This window comes from Arcicella aquatica (assembly GCF_034928825.1).
Classification (GTDB): Bacteria; Bacteroidota; Bacteroidia; order Cytophagales; family Spirosomataceae; genus Arcicella; species Arcicella aquatica.
Genome location: NZ_JAYFUL010000028.1, coordinates 37,209 through 58,136, shown reverse-complemented (window position 1 = coordinate 58,136; position 20,928 = coordinate 37,209). Strand labels below are relative to the sequence as shown.

The following is a 20,928-nucleotide window of genomic DNA, read 5'->3' as shown; positions in this document are numbered from 1 at the left end:
CTTAGATTAATAGCGTATCTACTCGATGTGCATGTACCATTCTATCACAAGGAGACCACGAGAAAATAGTAAATCTTCCATCTTGCGAGGCTACTAAGGCAATTGCGTCACGTTGATCATACACAAATTGTGCCGCAGAAAGGTGTCTAGTTCCCCCATTCTGAACTGGGTGTACTACCTGAGGTTCATTACCAACGATGGGTTCTGTTACTAAAATAGCTTCTAATGCTTTTCCAGAGGGCGAACGCCCTATTTTTGCCCCAAAAGCCAATACTTCAAATTGGTCATTAATGATAGTGGCACCATCAACGGCTGTTAATCCTGCTATGCCATTTATCGCTTGATTTAACTTATTTTGCAAGGCTGGATTCTGAATATCCAATCCTTTTTCATTCAAGAAGGAAAGGCCAGAGAAAACAGGTCTGAGGGCATAAGTAATAGGGTAAATAATAGAAGAACGCCAATTATCGTGTTTAGAAGGCACAATCAAAAGAGCCCCTCCCCTTTGGTGTGCTCGCATGGCTACTGCTAGCTGGACAAGTACATTCAAAGAATCATTCCAAGAGGAAGGCGAAGCGATACCAATCATAGAACCCAACACCGCAGGGCAGTCGGGCAAAGTACCACTGCTTTCGTCGATTACTTTTATTTGGTCGCCTTTCAACACAGCAACATTTATAAACTTACCAAAGCCATCCGTCCGACGATGTTTGATGACCAACAAGCCTGGCTCAACAACTTCTAAGACAAAACATAAACCTGGGATATTGGTAGTAGTTCCCCAAATATATAATTCATCGTCTTCTATCCAAACGCCCAAATGAATACCCGCATGTTCTACAGAGGGAGCTAATTTGGTTAGTACATCGGTATTAAACTTTAACCTATGTTCAAAAATTAATGGACTTTCTGTTAAGGAAGGCGGTAAAAAGGCAAGTGATATTTTAGGAGAACGCCCCTCCTCACGACGGAGACTCGCCCAAAAACCAACATCGATAATTGATTCTATGACCAAACTATTAGGAATTGGGGCAAGTATTTTACCATCATGCTTCACTGCAATTTGATGGTGAAATATAAAATGCTTTTCAATGGTTTCAGAAACCATTTGAGCTGCCTGATAAGTAGTTGTGGTGGAAATCATCATTAAACTTTACTTCTCTTAATTTATCCTTAATGCAAATTGATACTATTCTTACTCAACTATTAATTCTGGGCTTAGGTTCAATGCTGTAAAGTTTTATGTTAAGTATTTATAAATTTAATAAAACTCACAATCATTAAAACTTTTGTGCTTAAATAGGTAGTTATTATCTAAGTACTTTTTGTTATTTTTATTTTAAATACGGTCTTTTTTACACTTTTTAATCAAAATTTGATTATTTTTTGCTGAATTTGCAATAACTATATTTTATTTATTTTTTATCTTTCGGTTAAATTTACGAAATTAATACCTCAACTTAGCCTTTTTCTACTACATGAGCCTTACACAACCAACCAATAACAACGATGTTTCATTTGACTTAGATGAGCTAGATTTTGCCATACTAGGACAATTGCAAGAAGATGGGCGTCGCTCATTTACAGATATGGCTGAAAATCTGAAAACATCAGCCAGTACGATACGAAGCAGGGCAAGTAAACTAATTGAAGACAAAACCATTCAAATAGTTGGACGTGTAAACACTGCCAGAGTAGGTTTTCATGCGTATGTACATATCAAAATTTCGGTACGCCCAGCCAACCTGATTGAATCTGTTGCTGCTCAATTACAAGAATTCCGAGAGGTAAGTTTTTTGGCTGTTACTTCAGGAGATTTTGATATTCAAGTAGATGTAATGTGTAGAGATAATAATCACTTACTTGAAGTAATTAATCAAAGGATTCCGAATATTGAAGGGGTATTTCAGACCAAAACGGATATGTATATCAAAATTTTAAAATATTCTCAGCCAGATTTAGGTTTGTTGAATAAGCCGAAAGAGTGAAAGGATACAGTTGTGAGTGATGAATTGTGAGTTTTGAGTGTCCTTGCCTAAAATAGGTTGCCTTACTGGATATAAAATTCAAACATTTATCACTAGCGAGGGACTTAAGTTCCTCGCTAGTGATAAATCATTGATAATAAGAATATTACCCCTTATAAAACACCCATTTGCTAATCTCTTTCCAAGATGGTTTCTTGCCGTACATCAAAATACCTACGCGATATACTTTGCCAGCAAACCATGTAGTACCCAGAAAACCAAGGACAAGTAATACAAAAGATAGGGCTATTTCCCAATTTGGTACGCCAAAAGGTAACCTAACCATCATATCTATCGGTGAAGTAAGCGGGAACATAGATGCCCAAAAAGCAATTGAACTATCTGGTTTCTGGATGATTACTTGACCAAGTATAAATGATAGAATAATAGGTATCGTGACGGGAAACATAAATTGTTGTGCTTCTGTAGCGTTCTCAACAGCCGAGCCTATCGCGGCAAAAAGCGAACTATACAGCAAGTAGCCACCCATATAAAACAAGAAGAAGCAGATAATAATTTTGGTCAATGATATGTTATCTATGGTTTGTGAAATGCTTGATAATGGATTCGTATCTTTTACATTTTCTTTATATTTTTTGATTTCATCCTTACCTGCTCCAGATTGTTGAAGGGTCTGAACTTTCTCCTGAATTTTGTTCGACATGATAGCCGTAGTAGCACTTGAAGCTCCAAAAGTAAGCACACCCCACAAGAGAAATTGCGTAAGTCCCACTAGCCCAACACCTACAATTTTACCCATCATCAACTGAAAAGGACGAACCGACGAAATCATCACTTCAATAATTCGATTACTTTTTTCTTCGATTACACCATTCATTACTTGCGAACCATATAGAAAAGCAGAGATATAGAGAATCAAACCAAAAATACCTGCCAAAATCATCGCTCCTGCCGAACTACTACTTTGTTCGCCGCCTTCATCATCCAAAGTATAGGTTTTGGCATTTACGTTTACCTTGTTGTCTTCCAATACCTTTAAGTCAATATTGGCTTTTAGCAGTTTAATATTGCGTAATTCTGTCTGAATTTTTCCTTGAATCTTATATTGTGTAGTTAAACCAATGCTTTTTTTACCTACCATTTTTACACCATTCGGATTATCAAGAATATCCTTTTGGATGTTCACTAAAATATCGGCACCACTTTTTGTGAGGTTTTTCTTGGCCTGCTCAAATGAACCATCTATAAATTTGAAAGTAATATCGTCTTCTGATTGAAGTTTACCTTTGAATAACTTACTTTCATCGACTATCTCAATCGTTTTGGTATCGTTTGAATTCAAAAATAAATAAAGGGGAATGGCATATATTGCCGCTATCAGAACGGGAACTAAGAGAGAAGCAATCCAAAAAGATTTTTTTCTTACTCTAGTAATATATTCGCGCTGGATAATCAGTAAAATCTTATTCATAGTTTTTGGGATTTTTTAAAAGGAATGCTGATTGAATGGATTTAGCAAGGTTTCTTAAAGAATATCGTTTGCTTCACCACCCACTACTTTTATAAAAATATCATTGAATGATGGAATATTTTCATTGAAAGCCTTAAGGTCTACTTGCTCAATCAACACGGCAATCAATTGGTTTACAGATACGCCTTCTACCAGTTTGATGTTTGCTCGCGTAATTCCATCGTCCAAAGGTTTAGTATTTAATAATTCAAAAGCTAAAGGATTTTCGGTCAACGAGCCAACGAAGTCTATCGTATAAGAATTTTCTCTGAAACGATTTTTCACTTCTTTCTTTGCTCCATGAAGCACCACTTTCGATTTGTTAATGAGTGCAATATGGTCGCACAATTCTTCAACAGACTCCATTCGGTGGGTAGAGAAAATGATGGTTGTCCCTTTTTGTTTCAGTTCTAATATTTCATCTTTTAAAAGATTAGCATTAATGGGGTCAAAACCAGAGAAAGGTTCATCCAGAATAATCAATTTAGGTTCATGGACAATCGTAGCGATAAACTGTGTTTTTTGTTGCATCCCTTTTGAAAGGTCTTCCACATTTTTGTTCCACCAGTCTTTTATATCAAATTTTATAAACCAGTGTTTCAGCTTTTCGGTAGCATCCGCCTTGCTCATGCCTTTCAATTGGGCAAGATAGAGCAACTGCTCTCCTACTTTCATTTTTTTATACAACCCTCGTTCTTCTGGCAAATAGCCGATTACTTCAATGTGTTTGGGCTGTAATTTTTCACCGAGCAACGTGATGTGTCCTTCGTCTGGAGCAGTAATTTGATTAATAATTCGTATCAACGATGTTTTACCTGCTCCGTTTGGACCTAACAACCCAAAAATTGAGCCTGCTGGTACTTCTATACTAACATCATCCAGGGCAGTGTGTCCTGCATAGCGCTTTACCACATGGTGGGCTTCTAAAATATTCGACATCAACGGTGTGGGTTTAAAAGTTATTTAAGTTTTGGAATAAGTCGCAGAAAGCTGTTAAGAATTACAACGACAGTACAAAACAAAAAGAGTTTATCAAAAATGGTATCATTTTTTGATAAACTCTTTTATTTGTTTGATAGTCGGTAATTATTAAGCTTCTGTTGTTTCAGCAGGAGCTACTTCTTCTGAAGTTTCAGCTACTTTTTTCTTACTAGGCTTACTTTTTTTTTCTACAACTACTCCATCTTCCGTAACAATAGCGATTTTTGCTGCTAGTTCTGCTTTGGCTGCTGCTTTCGCCTTTTCTTTCTCTACCTTTTCAGCTTTTTCTTTTGCTTTTTTAGCTTCTTTTTTAGCTTCCTTCTCTAGCTCATCAACTTCTTCTTTCTGAAGTTTAGTGTATTTCTTCACCAATTCTTCTGTTGATTTATCAACTGTCTTCACTAATTTTTTAGCACTTTTTTCATTTAACCCGTGAAGTTTACCTAAAATAAGGGCTGAAAGTTCGTTGGCAAGAGTCTTTTTATCTGATTTCATGATTAATATTAATTTAATATTAAATTATTGTTATTTAATTGAGACGAAGGTATTAATAAGGTTGAAAGCAAAAAAATTTTTCGTGTTAAGTTTTTGAAAAACTGATATTAATTATTTTTTCTAATTAAATACTTGCTAACATAATCCCAACATATAATACCCGTAGTGACTGAAATATTCAAAGAATGTTTTGTTCCAAACTGGGGTACTTCCAAACAAAAATCAGCCTGCTCTACTACTGATTGATTTACACCAAAAACTTCGTTCCCGAACACAAAAGCATATTTTTTATCTAATTCGGGTTCAAAGCTTAATAAAGATACACTATTTTCAACTTGTTCTACTGCCGCTACGATATATCCCTCCGCTTGAAGTGTCTTTATCAATGTCAAAACGTTTTCAACATGTTCCCAAGTTACGGTTTCATCCGCTCCTAAAGCTGTTTTTTGGATTTCTCGGTGTGGCGGTGTAGCCGTAATACCACCCAAAAATACCTTTTCTACTTTAAAAGCATCTGCTGTTCTAAATACCGACCCTACGTTGTTCATACTTCTGATATCATCCAAAATCAGCACATAAGGAAACTTTTCTACTTGTTGAAATTCCTCCACAGTCAAGCGGTTTAGGTCTTCCATTGATAATTTTCGCATTGTTAATTAAATTTTTTGTGGTTATCGTATTTCTCTCAATTCCTCTGAAATCAACGATTGCCATTTTTGTTGTCCTACAAAATTAATACTATGGTTACTATCCGCATCATATTCCTTTTGTAAACGATTAAATTCTCGATACATTTCAATAAATAATAGCTGTAATTCACTATCATAATTATCGAGCGTCAATATTTTAGTGGCTTTCTTTTTAAAACGCTCTATAATTGCTTTGGTAATATCAAAGTGCAATTGTTCATGAGCAAGGCTATATTCTGTAAGCATGCCCATCGTCCATGAAGAACTTTTCAACAAATAAGCCTTTAATTGTAAATCTATGATCAATACGCCGTCTTTAATATCAGTAAACGCTCCGTACTCAAAATTCGTAAAGACCTGTGCTGCATACTTTGTATTTTGTGGTCTCTTGCCCTCAAAATCTTGCCAAGATAATTTATGCTTGGGCGACCAAAAAACTGTATCGCCACTTACAGGATTATCTACACCGTAATCTGCTTGAAGATTAATTTTGAGAGATTTAGCCAAGGCTGGGTTTTTATCATAATTGATTGTCATCCATTGGTCAAAATATATCATTGACTTATCTAGCAATCGCCCAATGAGGTATTCAAAATGGTTGTCGGCATTAAAACTGCGGGTAAACGTAATTTTAGTTTGAAACGACGTTAAGTCTATTAAAGTAGTATCTCGCAGAAAGCCAAATGCTACTTTTATCTCGCTATGACCATTGATAATTTTAGCATTTACAATTTTTTCAACTACTTTTAGTTCTTTTATTTTAATAATAATAGGATAAGCACTAGCATTTTTTCTCGTGAATTTTGTTAAAAATTCATTACTTGCTTTGGTTACACCATTTACTACATTCAAATACACATCATCCTTTTCCTCGTTATATACAAGTCCTACCCTGAGTTTATCACTACGCTCGTCGATAATCTTCAACAAGTAAAAATTGTTATTTTTTAATTTAACAGTAGAATTACCCAGAGATATTAATTTTTCCTGAGCTTGCACATAAGTTTGTACCATCAATTGAAAAAAAACACAATTAAACACTAAAATCCACTTGATTTTTTTACATTTTTTCATATCTTAGTATAAATTATATATTCACAAAATTTTCTAGCGATGTCAAATTCAACACAACATTCAGAAGACAACGAACTTTCAACTGCTCAGTTGATTATCTTGTTTATCGTTTTTGCCTTTTTATTAATTTGGTTGGGAGATACCTTCACTGCGACAGTGGGTATTATTGGCGAGATAATCATATTTATTGTAGAATATAACAAAAAGCATAAACTGATTGATTAATCCTTAGTGAAAATTCAGGTTTTTAATTAACATGAGTCATCCCGAATTTCAAAATCATAAAAAAGCGGTCGAAAAACAAATTTCGACCGCTTTTTTATGATTGATGAACACCGAATTCCTACTGTTTGAGCGGAGCGAGTTTAGGAATTCTTGATTTTCTTTTGTTACTTTTCTTTCATCAAGGAAAGAAAAGTAAGGACTAGACGATAATTAAGTAGAAAACCTCTCAAATTGTCTCCAAAACGAACAATTTTAGGAAAAATTCGGGATGACTCATGTTTTTATCAATACTTGCTCAGTTCTGTAAATCAACTAAGTTTTCGCAATCAAATCTTTTGCTTTAGATGTAGTCATAATTGTTTCAGCATCAATCACAAAATTGCCCTTCTTTACTTTTCCTAAGAAACTTGCTTTCACATCCGTTGCTGCTATGGTGGCATCAAAAAGGGCATATTGGTCTAGTGTAATTGATACCAATACGCGACTGTGCGCTTCACCAAACAAAAAAGCATCTTTACGGAAAGCCGAGTTTGTTCTGATGCTAAATCCTAAATTATTAGCCATTGCAGACTCAGCCAATGCTACAAACAAGCCTCCACTCGATACACTAAGGGCCGACTGAATAGCTTTATTTTCAATTAATTGTGTTACTACGTCCTGAATATTTTTTTCTTCTTGCACATCTAAAACTGAAGGAACTGAAGCTTGTATGTTTTTATAAGCATGTAAGTATTCAGAAGAAGTAATGTCATTTTTAGAAGCACCTATTAAATATATCAAATCGCCTTCATGCTTGAAATCAATCGTCATCATATTAGCTGCTTTTTCTAAAACACCTATCATGATGGGTTGAGATGGCAAATAATTAGTAATAGCTACAGGCTTCCCACCCGCACAAACAATATTTCGTGATGCTTTTGCCACACCAACGGTATAACCTTGTTCTGCGGTTAGGTCATGAACATTACCGACAGCCGTCGCTATAACATATTTATCTGAATTAGGTACTTTTATAATAACGGTATTAGTAGGAAGCTTCTTTTTTCCATCCTCGAACATTATATCATCTGGCTTAGAAATCCATGCTTTAGCACGAATAGTAGGTTGTGTTAAAAGATGTTGCGCTACCAAAACTATCTCTTCGTCTTTCACATCCTCTACAGCATCGATACTAAATTTCGTAAATTCTTGTTCGTTAGCATCCGTTGCAACACCAAGTTGTGTATCGTTCAAAGTCCCTTTATCAAAATCCCCCTTAGGAATATACTCTTTTTGAACTACCTCAAACATACGTTTTAAGATTATCATAACCTTATCAAACTCTTCGGGGAGGATAGCTAGTTGTTTAATAATATCGCTCGTTGGTAGTATCAACTGTTGGATAGTTTCTTGCTGTTTCACTTTGGCTGTATCTTATCATTGAAGCTGTTTAAACTTTCCCTTTCGGGTTAAACTAAGTCTTTTAGAATACTTTCACCTCAGAAACGGAAAGTTTAAACAGCTTCATTATCAATTATTTATTTTTAGCAAATAATCAATATTGGTTTATGCAAAGGTAAATATATTTCGAGCAATGAGTAAATTAAAAATCATACGGTAATGCTGTTAGTGTTTACTTATTTTAGAATTCCCAGAAGTTTAGTTAATTGTACTAGAGCGGTGGTATCGCGGGCACCCAGTTTACGAATCATATTTTTCCGATGGTTATCTACTGTATTGGAGCGAATAAACAATCTTTCTCCAATTTGCTTCGATTCATACCCCCTTAATAGCATTTTTAAAACGTCTATTTCCCTATCCGAAAAAATATCCTGCTTTTTTAACTGCATTTCTGAGGAAAAAAAGGTAGTAACAAAATCACCTTTTCTAAAACTTACTCGTCCTAAATAATTATCTAATTTCTTTACTAAATGCTCAATATCTTGGTCTATCATAAAACAGACAGTAGGTAAACCTTCTTCATCAAACTCTAAACCAATTAATTGAACCAGTGAATGAAAAGGTTTTTTGCTCGGCCTAAAATACTGCAACCCATATCCGTATGCCACAAAACTTTCACGGATTTCACGGGGAGCTTCCTTGATAGAATTGTACATAAATTGTAATAATTCTGGAACGGCCGATACATTTTGTATAGTAGGCACCATCATCGTCAACACTTTCTGAATACCTTTTTCAATAAATTCATCGGGATGAATCCCCAAGGCCAATTCCGTATTAGCCACAAATTTAAAGTTGAGCGTGCGCATATCCAGAATTTGGTAAACTGCACTAGGTAAAGTAGAAGCTATGCAAAAAAAGCCTAAGTCTTGTAAATATTTTTCAACTGACTTCTCAGTAGCATTTCCTGCTACCTGACTCACAGCATCCAAACATTTACTAAACAATAGTTCGATAGAATTTTTTGAAAGAGGCTCCATTATCTTGTAGAATTTTAGAAAATTTTAGAACAAAAAACTCACATAAGTATTTTATCCTAAAATACTTGTACAAATTGTGTAAAATAGACACTTTGGCTATTCCTAGGGAGCTAAACATTGCATATCTTTGCATGAGAAATTACTGTTAAAGTAAGATAACAAATAAAAACCGTCATTCGTATTTTATTGAGTTATTCTTGTCTCTGCCAAAGCTGTTTCTTTGTGCTTAACCACCATTTTAACGTGATCCATTAATAAAAATAATCTGGATTTACAGTCATCCCGCCAGAAAACTCATTATCATCCACGAGATTATTTTTCAAAAAGTCGGAGCTAACACTTCGGCTTTTTTGTTTTCAAGCATTATTATGCGTTTTAAGCTTATTTATATCTTCCTGTGTGTCAATATCATATATCCCTTCTGGAAAATCTATACTTATAATTTCATCCCGATAATCCTTCAAAATTGCTTTTGCGCCGCTGTCTCCATCTAATTGTATTAATCTTGGAAAATATTTTTTGTCAAATAAGATTGGCACGCCCAGTTGATTCGCATACTTACAGGCAACGATTGAATGATGTTGATTTGCAAAAAGTTGCAACATTTTTTGCATAATCCCTTGCTTTACAAAAGGTTGGTCGCACAATAGTATCAAAATGGCATCTGATTTTTCTGCAAGTGCTTGTACGCCAAAACTTATAGAGTTTCCCATACCTTTATGCCATTCAGGATTGGTTTTTATTTGTAATCGTGAGGTATTTTCTTGAAGTAAGTTGTTTAATTCAGGTCGAATTAGTTTTTCGTTGGCTCCTAACACTACTAATACCTCTTCTGTTACTGCTAATGCCACACGGGTAATTTTGCTTACAAGCATTTCTCCTTGGTATTCTACCAATTGCTTAGGACTACCCAAACGACTTGAGCTACCCGCAGCCAAGATTAAAGATGAAATTTTCATAGTTTTTATACGAAGAAACCTATTCACAAACTAATTTAACGGTCTCGACTGGAATTCCAATACTGTTTTGTTAATTACAAAGTATTGGTCAGATATTCAACCATCCTATTTGTGTCATTCAGTAGCTTAATACTCCTCATAGCTTCATCAATTAAAATCATAAAATTTCTTGTACTACCACAACGGAAAAGTTTATAAATATTCGGGAGTACCTGTAACAGAAATATTAGGCAAGGCTGGTGTTACTTTAGGCAAACAGCTAAGAGGTGAAAATTTAAGTAAATACCTTATCGTAAAAGCGGGCTGATGGTTATGAAGTGCTTTTTTCGTTAGCCGAATTAGATGCTAGTTTTATTGATAGGGTAATTATCTTAGCTGGCCAAATGGAAGGGGAACCTCTGCCAAATGGCAGAGGTCCTTTTAGGATTATTGTTCCAGACGAAAAAAAGCCTGCTCGTTGTATTTTTGAAGTAACTAATCTTATTGTGCGCTTTGCGAAGGATTAATTTGGTTGTCATACCATGAGTTTTCAAGCCTTATCCCTAGCGAGGGACTTAAGTCCCTCGCTAGGGATAAATGGTGTATAAAAGCTATTTTACAAACCATTTTTCACAGCAACACCCACCATACTATCGGCAGTGCCATAATATAGAAACCATTTTTGCTTAAAAAAGACCAAGCCTTCAATAAAGGTAGTGCCAGCTTTGTATTGCCCACGCATCTCATGAGGCAAATTTGGTTTGATAAAACATTCATCAAGTCTTTCTATCACTTTTGTAGGGTCGTTGACATCAAAAAGTACTTGCCCACCCGAATAGGTTTCGGCAGGAAGTTTCATGTCCCTTGTGTCTCCGTTGGCATTCTTGCCATTGTATAATAATAAAATTCCTTTGTCAGTCAATATCGCTGGCGGGCCAGGTTCTGTTAAATCGCTATCAAACTTCCCTGCTCTGGTATTGATGACAAATTTCAATTCTCCGTTTGTTTCTACTAGCGGTGTCCAATTAATTAAATCATCGGAAGTGGCGATATTAACTCCTTTTTCTCCCCAATACATCCAATATTTACCCTTAATTTTAGTAGCCGTAATCTTACCATTTTCCATTTTAGTAACAATTGAACCTGACTTCGACCATATATTCACGAATTTACCATCATAGGCTTTTCCAAAAGCAGGGCCATGTTTTTTCCAATGAACTAAGTCTTTAGAACTTGCAATACAAAGTCTGGCAACATCTCTATTCCAAGCAGTATAGGCTACGACATACGTACCATCTGCCCGTTGTACAATCCGTGGGTCTTCGCATCCCCCAGGATTATCATATTTAGAAAATTCGTCTTTCGCAGGAAATAATACGGGCGTTTTTCTTCTTGTAAAATGAATGCCATCATTGCTCACTGCTAGCCCTATCCTAGAAGTACGAAAGCCTATTTTTGTGCCGGGTATATCTTCTGCTCGAAATAAAACATATACTTTTCCGTTTCTAACAATAGCTGCGGGATTAAAAACATCTGCTTTTTGCCATTTTACCGACGTATTAGTCATCGGACAAGCAAACACATAGCTAGAGTCGGCCATTAAAATTGGATTTTCTTTGGGTTTAGAAAAGCCTTTTAAAGACCAATCTGTATTTTGAGCCACCGCCAAATGGGCAATGACGCTGAAAAAGAGAAGTAATTTTAATTTCATTGGATATTTGATGATTGTTTTTATAAATCTATCTAAAATTATCTACAAGTTAATCGGTATTATAGGTTAATTTAACGTTGGCTTATTTTGTTGAAACAACCTTAGCATCTTAACTTGCAAAAGCATTTAACCAAATCATTTATAATGAAGCTGTTTAAACTTTCCCTTTCGGGTTAAACTAAGTCTTTTAGAATAGCTTGTTCCAAAATTTACTCAACGTAGCGATGCTATGCTTTGAAAATTTTGAAAAAATCAATTCAAAAATACAATACTTTCACCTAAGAAACGGAAAGTTTAAACAGCTTCAATAACCATTCTTTTTATTTATGAAAAAGCTGTGTTTAGTTTTTATTTTATTAATAAGTATTCAAAGTATTCGTGCACAAGTATTCTCGGGAACCCAAGAAATAGATAGAGCCACCAAAGAAGGAGTATATACAACTGTTTCTATCGAAGATAAGTACATCAAACAAAGTTGGCAAAATGAACTTGCCAAATACGGAATTGTAGAAGTAGGTAGAAATAATGTTTTTAGAATTACGGGCGCTAGAATATCAAGTATTTCGCCAGACCCCGTGATGGTGGTCAGTAAAATTACGACCGAAAGAGGGAGAAGTAAAATTTTCCTCTCAATAGGTTTTGGCGACGAGGTATATGTGAATGGTTCGCATCCTAAGTATTTAGCAGCCCAAAAGATTTTGAATGATTTTGTAGAGGTACTAAAACGCCATGAAGAGGTGAGAATAGAAGAAAAGAATGTGGAAGATATTAAAACGAGACAACTTAAATCTGTAACGACTTCCGACAAACTGACAAGAGCCATTGAAAACAATAAAAAAGAAAAAGATAGGCTTTTGTTGAAGATAGAAGAAAATAGACTTGAGCTAGAAAGACTACAAATGGAAGTAGAACAAAACAAAAAAGATCAGCTATTGATGAATGAAGGGCTTGTGAATCAGCAAAAAAAGGTAGAAGAAGCCAAACTCAAACTCAAAAAGCCATAACTTACTTACAGCATCATTAAAAATCCTTTGGGCCAAAACGCTCAAAGGATTTTTTTATTTTAAAACTCGCCATCAAAAAAATCCATTCATAAAGTAAAATGTACCGTCTATTCATTTTCAGATTGATAATCTTTAAGGTCGGTATAAATTTCATCCATCAAACGAAAAGAACTATTTAAAATTATTGTTAAATCTATTTTTATAAAACTCTAAACAAAAAAACTAAACAACGACAACCATGAACGATTCTCTTTATCGCATACCTTCAAAAGGACAATTAGGGGGTGTAGCAGCTGGACTAGCAGAACGCTTCGGCTTTGATGTATCAATAGTCAGATTACTTTTATTTTTGGGTTTAATATTTACTCATGGTATTTTTTTCTGGATGTATATTATCTTGTGGATAGCATTGCCAGTAAAACATCAGTGGGAAACAACAAGTACTCCAGAAGATTCAAATTTTAACTCAACAACATTTACTAACATGAAAAAGGATTCAAGCAAAGTTTGGGGCATTATTTTAATAGTATTAGGTACGATATTCTTATTAGACGAATGGATTCCTGATTTTGACTTTGGCAAATTCTGGCCTCTTATTTTAATCGGTGTGGGTGGTTATATTATCTTCAAAGAAAAAGATAAGATTAACTTCAATAACGATAACGACAAAACTAACTTCTAAATCGACATTTTGAGGCCGTTATCAATATATGACAACGGTTATTGATAACGGCTTCAAAACTTAAACGCTTTTAACGATGAATTCAAAAAGTATTTTTACCGGAGGATTTTTAATCTTGCTTGGTTTCCTATTTCTAGGAAAAGAGTTTGGTTGGTTTAATATCAATTGGCACGAAATCTCAAGACTATGGCCACTTTTGTTAATCTATTTAGGCTTGGTTGCTTTTATTGGCAAAAGCAGTCGTTCAGCTACTGTCATTACCATTATTTTACTTTGCATAGCTATTCCTATCGTTATTGTAAGGAGCTGTAAAGAAAAGGTAGAGCATGCTTTCAACGACCATGATGTTCATATTGACTTGAATGATGATGACAATGAGGATAATAATAATGATAATGAGGAATATCATTTTAATGGAACAAAGCAAAAACTTGTAGAATCAATGAGCCCACAGGTTAAATCTGCAACGTTTGAATTTACAGGTGGTGCAGCAGAGTTTGTCATTAATGGTGCTTCAAACGATTTAGTAGAAGCTGATGCTGACTTAAATTTTGGTAATATCTCGCTTAAAAAAACAGGCGATTCTAGCAATCCAAATATTGCTTTTGCTTTAAAAGGAAAGAAAAATCATTTTAACCTTAGCGATGATAATCATAACAAAATCAATTTAAAGTTAAACCCAAGTGTATTGTGGGATATGAATTTTGAATTTGGGGCAGGCAAAGCAGACTTCGATTTGAGTGAATATAAAGTCAAAAAACTTTCTATTAAAACTGGTGTAACTGAAACGGATGTTAAACTAGGAGACAAAGTAGATAATTTAGATGTACAAGTAGAATCAGGCTTGACTTCTATCGAATTTAATATTCCAGAGGCTGTTGGTTGTAGAATAGATATTGATGGTGGACTAAACTCTAAAGATTTTGATGGATTTATTCAAAAAAATGGACATTGGGAAACACCAAATTTTGAAAAAGCTAGCAAAAAAATCAACATTAATTTTGATGGAGGTTTACAAGAATTGAAAGTTAAGAGATATTAGTATTTGTTGCTTTCGAGATTCATGAGTCATCCCGAATTTTCTCTTGGAAAAGCAAGTTTTAAAAGATTTCAATGTTTTTTGGATTTATTCTCGTACTTACTTTTTGCCTTGATGCAAAAAGTAACCGCAACGGCGGACCGTAAAAAAATCAAGAATTCCTAATCGCATCGGCGAACCGACTCGCTTCGCTCAAACAGTAGGAATTCGTTGCCCATCAATCATAAAAAATCGGTCGAAAAACTAATTTCGACCGATTTTTTATGATTTTAAAATTCGGGATGACTCATGTTTTTAAAACTTTACTCTGACAAAGTTCTACCAATACAGCATTCGTACCTTTGGGATGTAGAAAACATACTAATTTATTATCTGCTCCATCTTTTGGTACTTCATTCAACAAGGTAAAGCCCTCTCCTTTTAATCTTTCCATCTCCTCATAAATATTGGCTACTTCAAAAGCGATATGATGGATACCTTCTCCTTTTTTGTCGATAAACTTTGTTATCGGACTATTCTCATGAGTGCCTTCCAGTAATTCAATCTTTGTTTGTCCTACCTGAAAAAATGAAGTAATCACTCCTTCAGATGCCACCTCCTCCTGCTTAAATGGCTGTACACCCAAAAGTTTAGAGAATAATTCGTTAGAAATACCCAAGTCTTTTACTGCTATTCCGATATGTTCTACTTGTGTCATCATCTGCTTAAAAAATTTTTTAATGAGAAAGCGACAATTTATAAAAAACAAAAACCCCAACCTAAAAAGGCCAGGGTTTTAAATGACTATCTATCTAAAAAAAATTAGATTCTCTTCACATTCACAGCATTTAAGCCACGCTTTCCTTCTTGTACGTCGAAAGAAACAGAGTCATTTTCACGAATCGTTGTGCCAGATAATCCTGTTACGTGAACAAAGATTTCTTCATTAGACTCATCATCAACGATAAATCCAAAGCCTTTAGATTCGTTGAAAAATTTAACTTTACCAGTTTGCATAAAAATTGATATAAAAAAAATTGAAAAAATAAAAAATACTACGGTTTGTTCTGATTATACTGGTAATCAATATATGCAAAACTAATATGTTTAAATCCTCTAAAAGAAGAAAGATTTGTCTCGCTAACTCGGCTTTCGCCTTTTACTCTTAAAATTTAAATAGTTAAGAAGTAATTTATAACCTAAATAGAATTAAAATTTTAATCCCAAGCAACATAGCAAACAGGTCTACAATAAGTTCTGCTACATTTGTAATGAAACCAAAACTTTAAATTTATTCACAATAATACTGTACTGAACTTTATTTTACGATTCTTTCATATTGAATCCACTAAAACAGCACTTACACTAACTACAATTTCTTAACATTGGCAGCGTTAAGACCTCTTTTACCTTCTACGATATCGAATGAAACTTTGTCATCTTGGCGCAAATGAATTCCACCTAATGCCGTTACGTGAACAAATATTTCTTGTCCACTTTCACTGTCAACTATAAAGCCGAAGCCTTTGCTTTCATTAAAAAATTTAACTGTTCCTGTTTGCATGACGTAAAAAAGAATGTTTGATAATGATACAAATAGTTATCAAAAGCATCATGACTGCCTTCTGATAATTAATAGCCATAAAAGTTAAGATTGATATTCGAAGCATGTGATAATCAAGGAGAATTGAATCTAAGGGAACCAACGGACTCTTGAAAACTAATTACTTTGTACTAAAAACTTGTCACTCTTGTTACTATTAATACCCAAATGTAAGTATAATTTTGTGTATTCCTATTTTTAAACAAATATTTTTTAAAAAATAAAAAATTTAATATAACTATATTTATATTAAATTACACCATTTCAATACAATTAATTATTAAAATAATATAAGTCTTAAAAATACGTTTTATACAACGCTATTTTTTTTTGATAAACCATTTAAACAACGTAACTTTATTTTAGTTTTTCTAACATAATTAATTAGAACTCAGTTTTTTGACCTAAAGCCATGCCAAATACTTTAAAATTAAAATACTCTGTAGAACACCACGTTTTTGGAGTTTGTACAAAAATTGGTGAGAAATTAGGTATCTCTACCAGTAGCATTCGTTTGTATTTTGTATATGTATCTTTTATTACTGTTGGCTCGCCAGTGATTCTTTATTTGATACTTGCCTTCTGGATGAACATCCGTCGTTATCATCGTCAATACAACAATCCTTCTGTTTGGGAGTTGTAATATCTACTTGGGTATTTCTGGGTAAGTTTTTTTATCGTTAATAAAATGTTGCCAAACTATATTTCTACGATATACGGTGCTGATATTTTTTTTCCGTTGAAGCTGCTTACGTTTCCTATACCAACTAAAGAAATGGGCATAGAAATCAAAGTGGGCTCTTGCTACAGCCCAGCAGTCTTGCCATGTATCAAAGAACAAAAACTTTATTCCAGCCACACCATCTAGCACTAATCTGGTTAAAATAGCCAAGGCAAAGCCTTCTTCTGGGTGGTTCTTATACAGCATTGCCAAACCGTTTCTGAAATTCAGAAAAGTTTTATAAGGATTCGATTTGTGTAAAGTGCCTCCGCCTACATGAAATACTTCAGACGTACCGCAAGTATATACTTTATACCCCGCATGGTGTATTCGCCAACAAAGGTCGATTTCTTCCATGTGTGCAAAGAAGTCTCCATCAAAGCCCCCTACTTGATGAAACACATCTGCCCTTACGAACATACACGCACCCGTAGCCCAAAATACTTCTTTGGTATCATTATATTGCCCTAAGTCTTCTTCTATTTCTTGAAAAATTCTTCCACGGCAAAAAGGATAGCCCAGATGATCAATAAATCCTCCTGCGGCTCCTGCATATTCAAAATGACTTTTTTGGGCATAAGCCTTTATCTTAGGTTGACAAGCCGCAATAGTCTTATCATTACTCATCAGTTCAATAATAGGCTCAATCCAATGGGGAGTCACCTCGACATCTGAATTCAGTAATACATAATACTCCGCTTCAACCAATGCCAGTGCTTCGTTATAGCCCTGTGCAAAGCCATGATTTTCGGTAAGCTCAATAATATTAACTGTCGGAAATTCAGTTTTTAATAATGCCAGCGAATCATCAGTAGAAGCATTGTCTGCAATGTATATTGTAGCACAAGATGAGAATTGTATAACAGAGGGTAAAAAATCAGCTAAATGTTTTTGACCATTATAATTTAAAATGACTACTGCGATTTGATTCATAAAGGAATTTTAGCTATTTTAGAGCAAAGTGCTTCATTTTTATTTATTGGAATTTCACTTATTTCTTCAAGCTTATAACAGACTGGGTTCATGAGAATTGATTATATTTCAAATAACCTTGAAATACTACAATGATCTAAATGCAAAGATAATTTGATTTTTTGAAATACGAATCTATCTTAATTATTTATGGCATTATCAATTTACTTGTTTAGATTTAAGAATATTTTCAATGGCAAATACTTAACTTCAAACTAAATGTCAGACAATTCTATTTTCAGACGCAAATCTATTAATAACGTTTTACAACAAAGCGAAGACTCGCACGGGGGGGGATTAGTGAAGATTCTTGGAGTCAGAGACCTTACTTCATTCGGTATTGCAGCCATCATCGGGGCTGGTATTTTTAGTACAATTGGCAGAGCAAGCTTTGAGGGCGGCCCAGCAGTTTCATTACTTTTTGTCTTCGTTTCTATTGCTTGTATTTTCACAGCACTCTGCTACGCACAATTCGCTTCAATGGTGCCCGTTTCTGGGAGTGCCTATACGTATGCTTATGTTTCATTTGGCGAGATTTTCGCATGGATTATCGGTTGGGCATTGATTCTGGAATATGCTGTATCTAATATGGTAGTAGCCATCTCATGGTCTGAATACTTCGTGGGTATGCTTCATGGTTTTGGCATAAACTTTCCAGATTATCTGACGATAGATTATGGCACAGCTCATAAGGCATTTTTGGCTAGCCTGGATGTTACTGCCAAACAAACCGATAGCGACATATTCGCTGCAAAGGCTTATGAACATGCCCCTGTTTTAGGGAATATCAAGTTGCTAATCGACCTGCCAGCAGGGGTTATTACGATGCTCGTAACATCATTGGTATATGTGGGAATGAAAGAATCAAGAGCTGCTAGTAATTTTTTGGTTGTATTAAAATTAGTGGTCATTCTACTCGTAATTTCCGTAGGAGCGTTTTATGTTAAACCCGAAAACTGGTCACCATTTGCTCCTAATGGAGTGCAGGGTGTATTAGGTGGCGTAGCCTCAGTATTCTTTGCTTTTATTGGCTTTGATTCAATCTCTACCACAGCGGAGGAATGTAAAAATCCACAACGAGATTTACCAAGAGCGATGATTTACTGTCTAGTAATCTGTGCTGTATTATACGTTTGTATTACTTTAGTATTAACGGGCATGGTGAATTATACTGAATTAAAAGTTGATGACCCTTTGGCGTATGTTTTCCAAAAAATCAATTTCGATTTCATGGCGGGTATTATTTCGGTTTCAGCCGTAGTAGCCATTACAAGTGCTTTATTAGTTTATCAGATGGGGCAACCAAGAATCTGGATGGCGATGAGTCGTGATGGTTTACTTTGGAAACGTTTTTCAAAAATTCACCCTAAATTCAAAACGCCAAGTTTTGCCACTATTGTTACTGGCTTTGTAGTAGCTGTTCCTTCGTTGTTTTTGGATATGGGCTTCTTTGTTGACTTAACCAGTGTAGGAACATTCTTTGCCTTTATTTTGGTTTGTGGAGGCGTGCTATACTTAGATTATCAAGGTTTATCTAAAGATGCTAAATTCAAAATCCCTTATTTGAATGGGCAATTTATAGTTGGTCCATTATTAATTATTGCACTGGCTTTTACTATTAATAACAATGTATTCTTCTCGGAACTTGAAACCAAACCACTTTTAATTGTTTTTTGGTTAGTATGGGCTGGTTTAGCAGTACTTGCGTATATGCACAAATTCTCGATTTTACCAGTTTTAGGGATTCTGACAAACCTTTATTTAATGACTGAGCTAGGTATTACTAACTGGACAATCTTCTTAATCTGGCTTGCTATCGGCTTGGTTATCTATTTTATGTATGGTTATAAAAATAGTAAACTTGCTAAGTAAACATTGGTGATTACTTATAAACATGAGTCATCCCGAATTTTATCATAAATCAGTAAATTTTAAAAGATTTCAGAGATTTTTGGATTTATACTCGACCTTACTTTTTGCCTTGATGCAAAAAGTAACAAAAAAATCAAGAATTCCTAAACTCGCTTCGCTCAAACAGTAGGAATTCGGGGGAATATAAATCATCAAAAAAGCGGTCAAAAAATTAATTTTGACCGCTTTTTTGATTTATAAATTCAGGATGACTAATGTTTATAGTCAATTAACTAATAACAATCTAGTTAATCATTGCTTCTTCTCCCAGAGAGTAAAGACACATAATATAACAACTGTGCTAACATACCCAAAGCTGCTGCTACGTAAGTCATTGCTGCCCACCAAAGTGCATCTTTTGCCATTTCGTGTTCGCGTTGTGTTACCACATTGCGTTGGCTCATCCAAGCTAAGGCTCTTCTTGAAGCATCAAATTCTACAGGTAACGTAATAAAGCTGAATAAAGTAGCCAAAGCAAACATCGCCACACCGATAGTCAATACTAATTTATTACCAGTAAAATACAAAAGCATTACCCCAATCATCAATGCCATGGGCATAAAGTTGCTAGCAATGCTCAATACTGGCACCATTGCACTACGAAACTGTAACATAGAATAAGCCTTAGCGTGCTGAACAGCGTGTCCGCATTCGTGGGCTGCTACTGCTGCCGCAGAAGCACTCCTGCCATAATATACATCAGGACTTAAATTAACCGTTTTGTCAGCTGGGTTATAATGGTCGGTTAATTGTCCTTCTACAGAAATAATTCTTACATCGTAAATGCCATTATCACGCAACATCTTATCTGCAATCTCTTGTCCAGACAATCCATTTGCCAAACCAATTTCTGAATACTTTTGAAATTTACTTTTTAATCTCCATTGCACGAACATTCCAATTCCTGCAAAAACCAAGGTAATTAAATATATGCCTATCATAAGTAAAAGTTATGAATTATGAGTGATGAGTTTTGAATATTAATA

24 protein-coding genes are annotated in these 20,928 nt (G+C 34.8%); 9 read left to right on the top strand and 15 right to left on the bottom strand.

What is annotated here, in order from left to right:
* Position 1: 1 nt before the first annotated feature.
* Entirely contained in the window at positions 2-1,147 is a 1,146-nt protein-coding gene (locus tag VB264_RS16070) for a putative sensor domain DACNV-containing protein (RefSeq protein WP_323250817.1), read from the bottom strand.
* A 331-nt stretch (positions 1,148-1,478) separates the two neighbouring features.
* Here VB264_RS16070 and VB264_RS16065 point away from each other — a divergent pair, with 331 nt between their 5' ends.
* Complete coding sequence (locus tag VB264_RS16065) at positions 1,479-1,988, top strand: Lrp/AsnC family transcriptional regulator (protein ID WP_323250816.1); 510 nt, start codon at positions 1,479-1,481, stop codon at positions 1,986-1,988.
* Positions 1,989-2,133: 145 nt separating this feature from the next.
* Here the strand turns inward: VB264_RS16065 and VB264_RS16060 are convergent, their stop codons facing one another.
* The 5 genes from VB264_RS16060 to VB264_RS16040 form a co-directional block, all read right to left on the bottom strand.
* Positions 2,134-3,459, bottom strand: a complete 1,326-nt coding sequence (locus VB264_RS16060; protein WP_323250815.1) for an ABC transporter permease — start codon at positions 3,457-3,459, stop codon at positions 2,134-2,136.
* Positions 3,460-3,513: 54 nt separating this feature from the next.
* Positions 3,514-4,437: an ABC transporter ATP-binding protein gene (locus VB264_RS16055; RefSeq protein ID WP_323250814.1), complete on the bottom strand. Its 924-nt coding sequence runs from the start codon at positions 4,435-4,437 to the stop codon at positions 3,514-3,516.
* Between the two features lie 150 nt (positions 4,438-4,587).
* Complete coding sequence (locus VB264_RS16050; protein WP_323250813.1) at positions 4,588-4,974, bottom strand: hypothetical protein; 387 nt, start codon at positions 4,972-4,974, stop codon at positions 4,588-4,590.
* A gap of 107 nt (positions 4,975-5,081) precedes the next feature.
* The gene (locus tag VB264_RS16045) at positions 5,082-5,624 is read right to left on the bottom strand and encodes an RNA methyltransferase (RefSeq protein WP_323250812.1); all 543 of its coding nucleotides are present in this window, start codon (positions 5,622-5,624) and stop codon (positions 5,082-5,084) included.
* A 21-nt stretch (positions 5,625-5,645) separates the two neighbouring features.
* A complete protein-coding gene (locus VB264_RS16040) occupies positions 5,646-6,737 on the bottom strand; it encodes a hypothetical protein (RefSeq protein ID WP_323250811.1) in 1,092 nt (363 codons plus the stop codon).
* Positions 6,738-6,776: 39 nt separating this feature from the next.
* Between VB264_RS16040 and VB264_RS16035 the strand changes: the two genes are divergently transcribed.
* Positions 6,777-6,962 (top strand): hypothetical protein, encoded by a 186-nt coding sequence (locus VB264_RS16035; RefSeq protein ID WP_323250810.1) that lies wholly within the window; start codon positions 6,777-6,779, stop codon positions 6,960-6,962.
* 312 nt (positions 6,963-7,274) lie between these two features.
* On the opposite strand, the gene VB264_RS16030 is transcribed toward VB264_RS16035, so the two are convergent.
* The 3 genes from VB264_RS16030 to VB264_RS16020 form a co-directional block, all read right to left on the bottom strand.
* Positions 7,275-8,363, bottom strand: a complete 1,089-nt coding sequence (locus VB264_RS16030; protein WP_323250809.1) for an AIR synthase-related protein — start codon at positions 8,361-8,363, stop codon at positions 7,275-7,277.
* Positions 8,364-8,578: 215 nt separating this feature from the next.
* Positions 8,579-9,382: a helix-turn-helix transcriptional regulator gene (locus VB264_RS16025; protein WP_323250808.1), complete on the bottom strand. Its 804-nt coding sequence runs from the start codon at positions 9,380-9,382 to the stop codon at positions 8,579-8,581.
* Positions 9,383-9,738: 356 nt separating this feature from the next.
* Positions 9,739-10,341 (bottom strand): nucleotidyltransferase family protein, encoded by a 603-nt coding sequence (locus VB264_RS16020; protein ID WP_323250807.1) that lies wholly within the window; start codon positions 10,339-10,341, stop codon positions 9,739-9,741.
* A gap of 169 nt (positions 10,342-10,510) precedes the next feature.
* On the opposite strand from VB264_RS16020, the gene VB264_RS16015 reads away from it, so the two are divergent.
* Both VB264_RS16015 and VB264_RS16010 read left to right on the top strand, forming a co-directional pair.
* On the top strand, positions 10,511-10,648 hold the full coding sequence (locus VB264_RS16015; protein ID WP_323250806.1) for a hypothetical protein: 138 nt from the start codon (positions 10,511-10,513) through the stop codon (positions 10,646-10,648).
* Positions 10,649-10,658: 10 nt separating this feature from the next.
* Positions 10,659-10,847 carry a hypothetical protein gene (locus VB264_RS16010; protein ID WP_323250805.1) on the top strand — a complete coding sequence of 63 codons (189 nt, stop codon included), beginning with the start codon at positions 10,659-10,661 and terminating at the stop codon, positions 10,845-10,847.
* 89 nt (positions 10,848-10,936) lie between these two features.
* Here VB264_RS16010 and VB264_RS16005 read toward each other — a convergent pair whose 3' ends face one another.
* The gene (locus tag VB264_RS16005; protein WP_323250804.1) at positions 10,937-12,031 is read right to left on the bottom strand and encodes a glycoside hydrolase family 130 protein; all 1,095 of its coding nucleotides are present in this window, start codon (positions 12,029-12,031) and stop codon (positions 10,937-10,939) included.
* A gap of 326 nt (positions 12,032-12,357) precedes the next feature.
* Between VB264_RS16005 and VB264_RS16000 the strand changes: the two genes are divergently transcribed.
* The 3 genes from VB264_RS16000 to VB264_RS15990 all read left to right on the top strand — a co-directional run bounded on the left by VB264_RS16000 (position 12,358) and on the right by VB264_RS15990 (position 14,759).
* Positions 12,358-13,035 carry a hypothetical protein gene (locus VB264_RS16000; RefSeq protein WP_323250803.1) on the top strand — a complete coding sequence of 226 codons (678 nt, stop codon included), beginning with the start codon at positions 12,358-12,360 and terminating at the stop codon, positions 13,033-13,035.
* A 238-nt stretch (positions 13,036-13,273) separates the two neighbouring features.
* Positions 13,274-13,717 carry a PspC domain-containing protein gene (locus tag VB264_RS15995; RefSeq protein WP_309919218.1) on the top strand — a complete coding sequence of 148 codons (444 nt, stop codon included), beginning with the start codon at positions 13,274-13,276 and terminating at the stop codon, positions 13,715-13,717.
* A 76-nt stretch (positions 13,718-13,793) separates the two neighbouring features.
* Positions 13,794-14,759 (top strand): LiaI-LiaF-like domain-containing protein, encoded by a 966-nt coding sequence (locus tag VB264_RS15990; RefSeq protein ID WP_323250802.1) that lies wholly within the window; start codon positions 13,794-13,796, stop codon positions 14,757-14,759.
* 283 nt (positions 14,760-15,042) lie between these two features.
* Here VB264_RS15990 and mce read toward each other — a convergent pair whose 3' ends face one another.
* From mce to VB264_RS15975, 3 genes are all read right to left on the bottom strand, one after another.
* Positions 15,043-15,456, bottom strand: a complete 414-nt coding sequence (gene mce, locus VB264_RS15985) for a methylmalonyl-CoA epimerase (RefSeq protein WP_323250801.1) — start codon at positions 15,454-15,456, stop codon at positions 15,043-15,045.
* 101 nt (positions 15,457-15,557) lie between these two features.
* Complete coding sequence (locus VB264_RS15980) at positions 15,558-15,752, bottom strand: cold-shock protein (protein ID WP_184132988.1); 195 nt, start codon at positions 15,750-15,752, stop codon at positions 15,558-15,560.
* A gap of 352 nt (positions 15,753-16,104) precedes the next feature.
* Entirely contained in the window at positions 16,105-16,299 is a 195-nt protein-coding gene (locus tag VB264_RS15975) for a cold-shock protein (RefSeq protein WP_309919211.1), read from the bottom strand.
* Between the two features lie 451 nt (positions 16,300-16,750).
* On the opposite strand from VB264_RS15975, the gene VB264_RS15970 reads away from it, so the two are divergent.
* Positions 16,751-16,981, top strand: a complete 231-nt coding sequence (locus VB264_RS15970) for a PspC domain-containing protein (RefSeq protein WP_323250800.1) — start codon at positions 16,751-16,753, stop codon at positions 16,979-16,981.
* A gap of 3 nt (positions 16,982-16,984) precedes the next feature.
* Here the strand turns inward: VB264_RS15970 and VB264_RS15965 are convergent, their stop codons facing one another.
* Positions 16,985-17,992, bottom strand: coding sequence for a glycosyltransferase family 2 protein (locus tag VB264_RS15965; protein ID WP_323250799.1), 1,008 nt, complete (start codon positions 17,990-17,992; stop codon positions 16,985-16,987).
* A 258-nt stretch (positions 17,993-18,250) separates the two neighbouring features.
* Here VB264_RS15965 and VB264_RS15960 point away from each other — a divergent pair, with 258 nt between their 5' ends.
* Positions 18,251-19,903 (top strand): amino acid permease, encoded by a 1,653-nt coding sequence (locus tag VB264_RS15960; protein ID WP_323250798.1) that lies wholly within the window; start codon positions 18,251-18,253, stop codon positions 19,901-19,903.
* Between the two features lie 287 nt (positions 19,904-20,190).
* On the opposite strand, the gene VB264_RS15955 is transcribed toward VB264_RS15960, so the two are convergent.
* Positions 20,191-20,883, bottom strand: coding sequence for a zinc metallopeptidase (locus tag VB264_RS15955; RefSeq protein WP_323250797.1), 693 nt, complete (start codon positions 20,881-20,883; stop codon positions 20,191-20,193).
* Between the last annotated feature and the right edge of the window lie 45 nt (positions 20,884-20,928).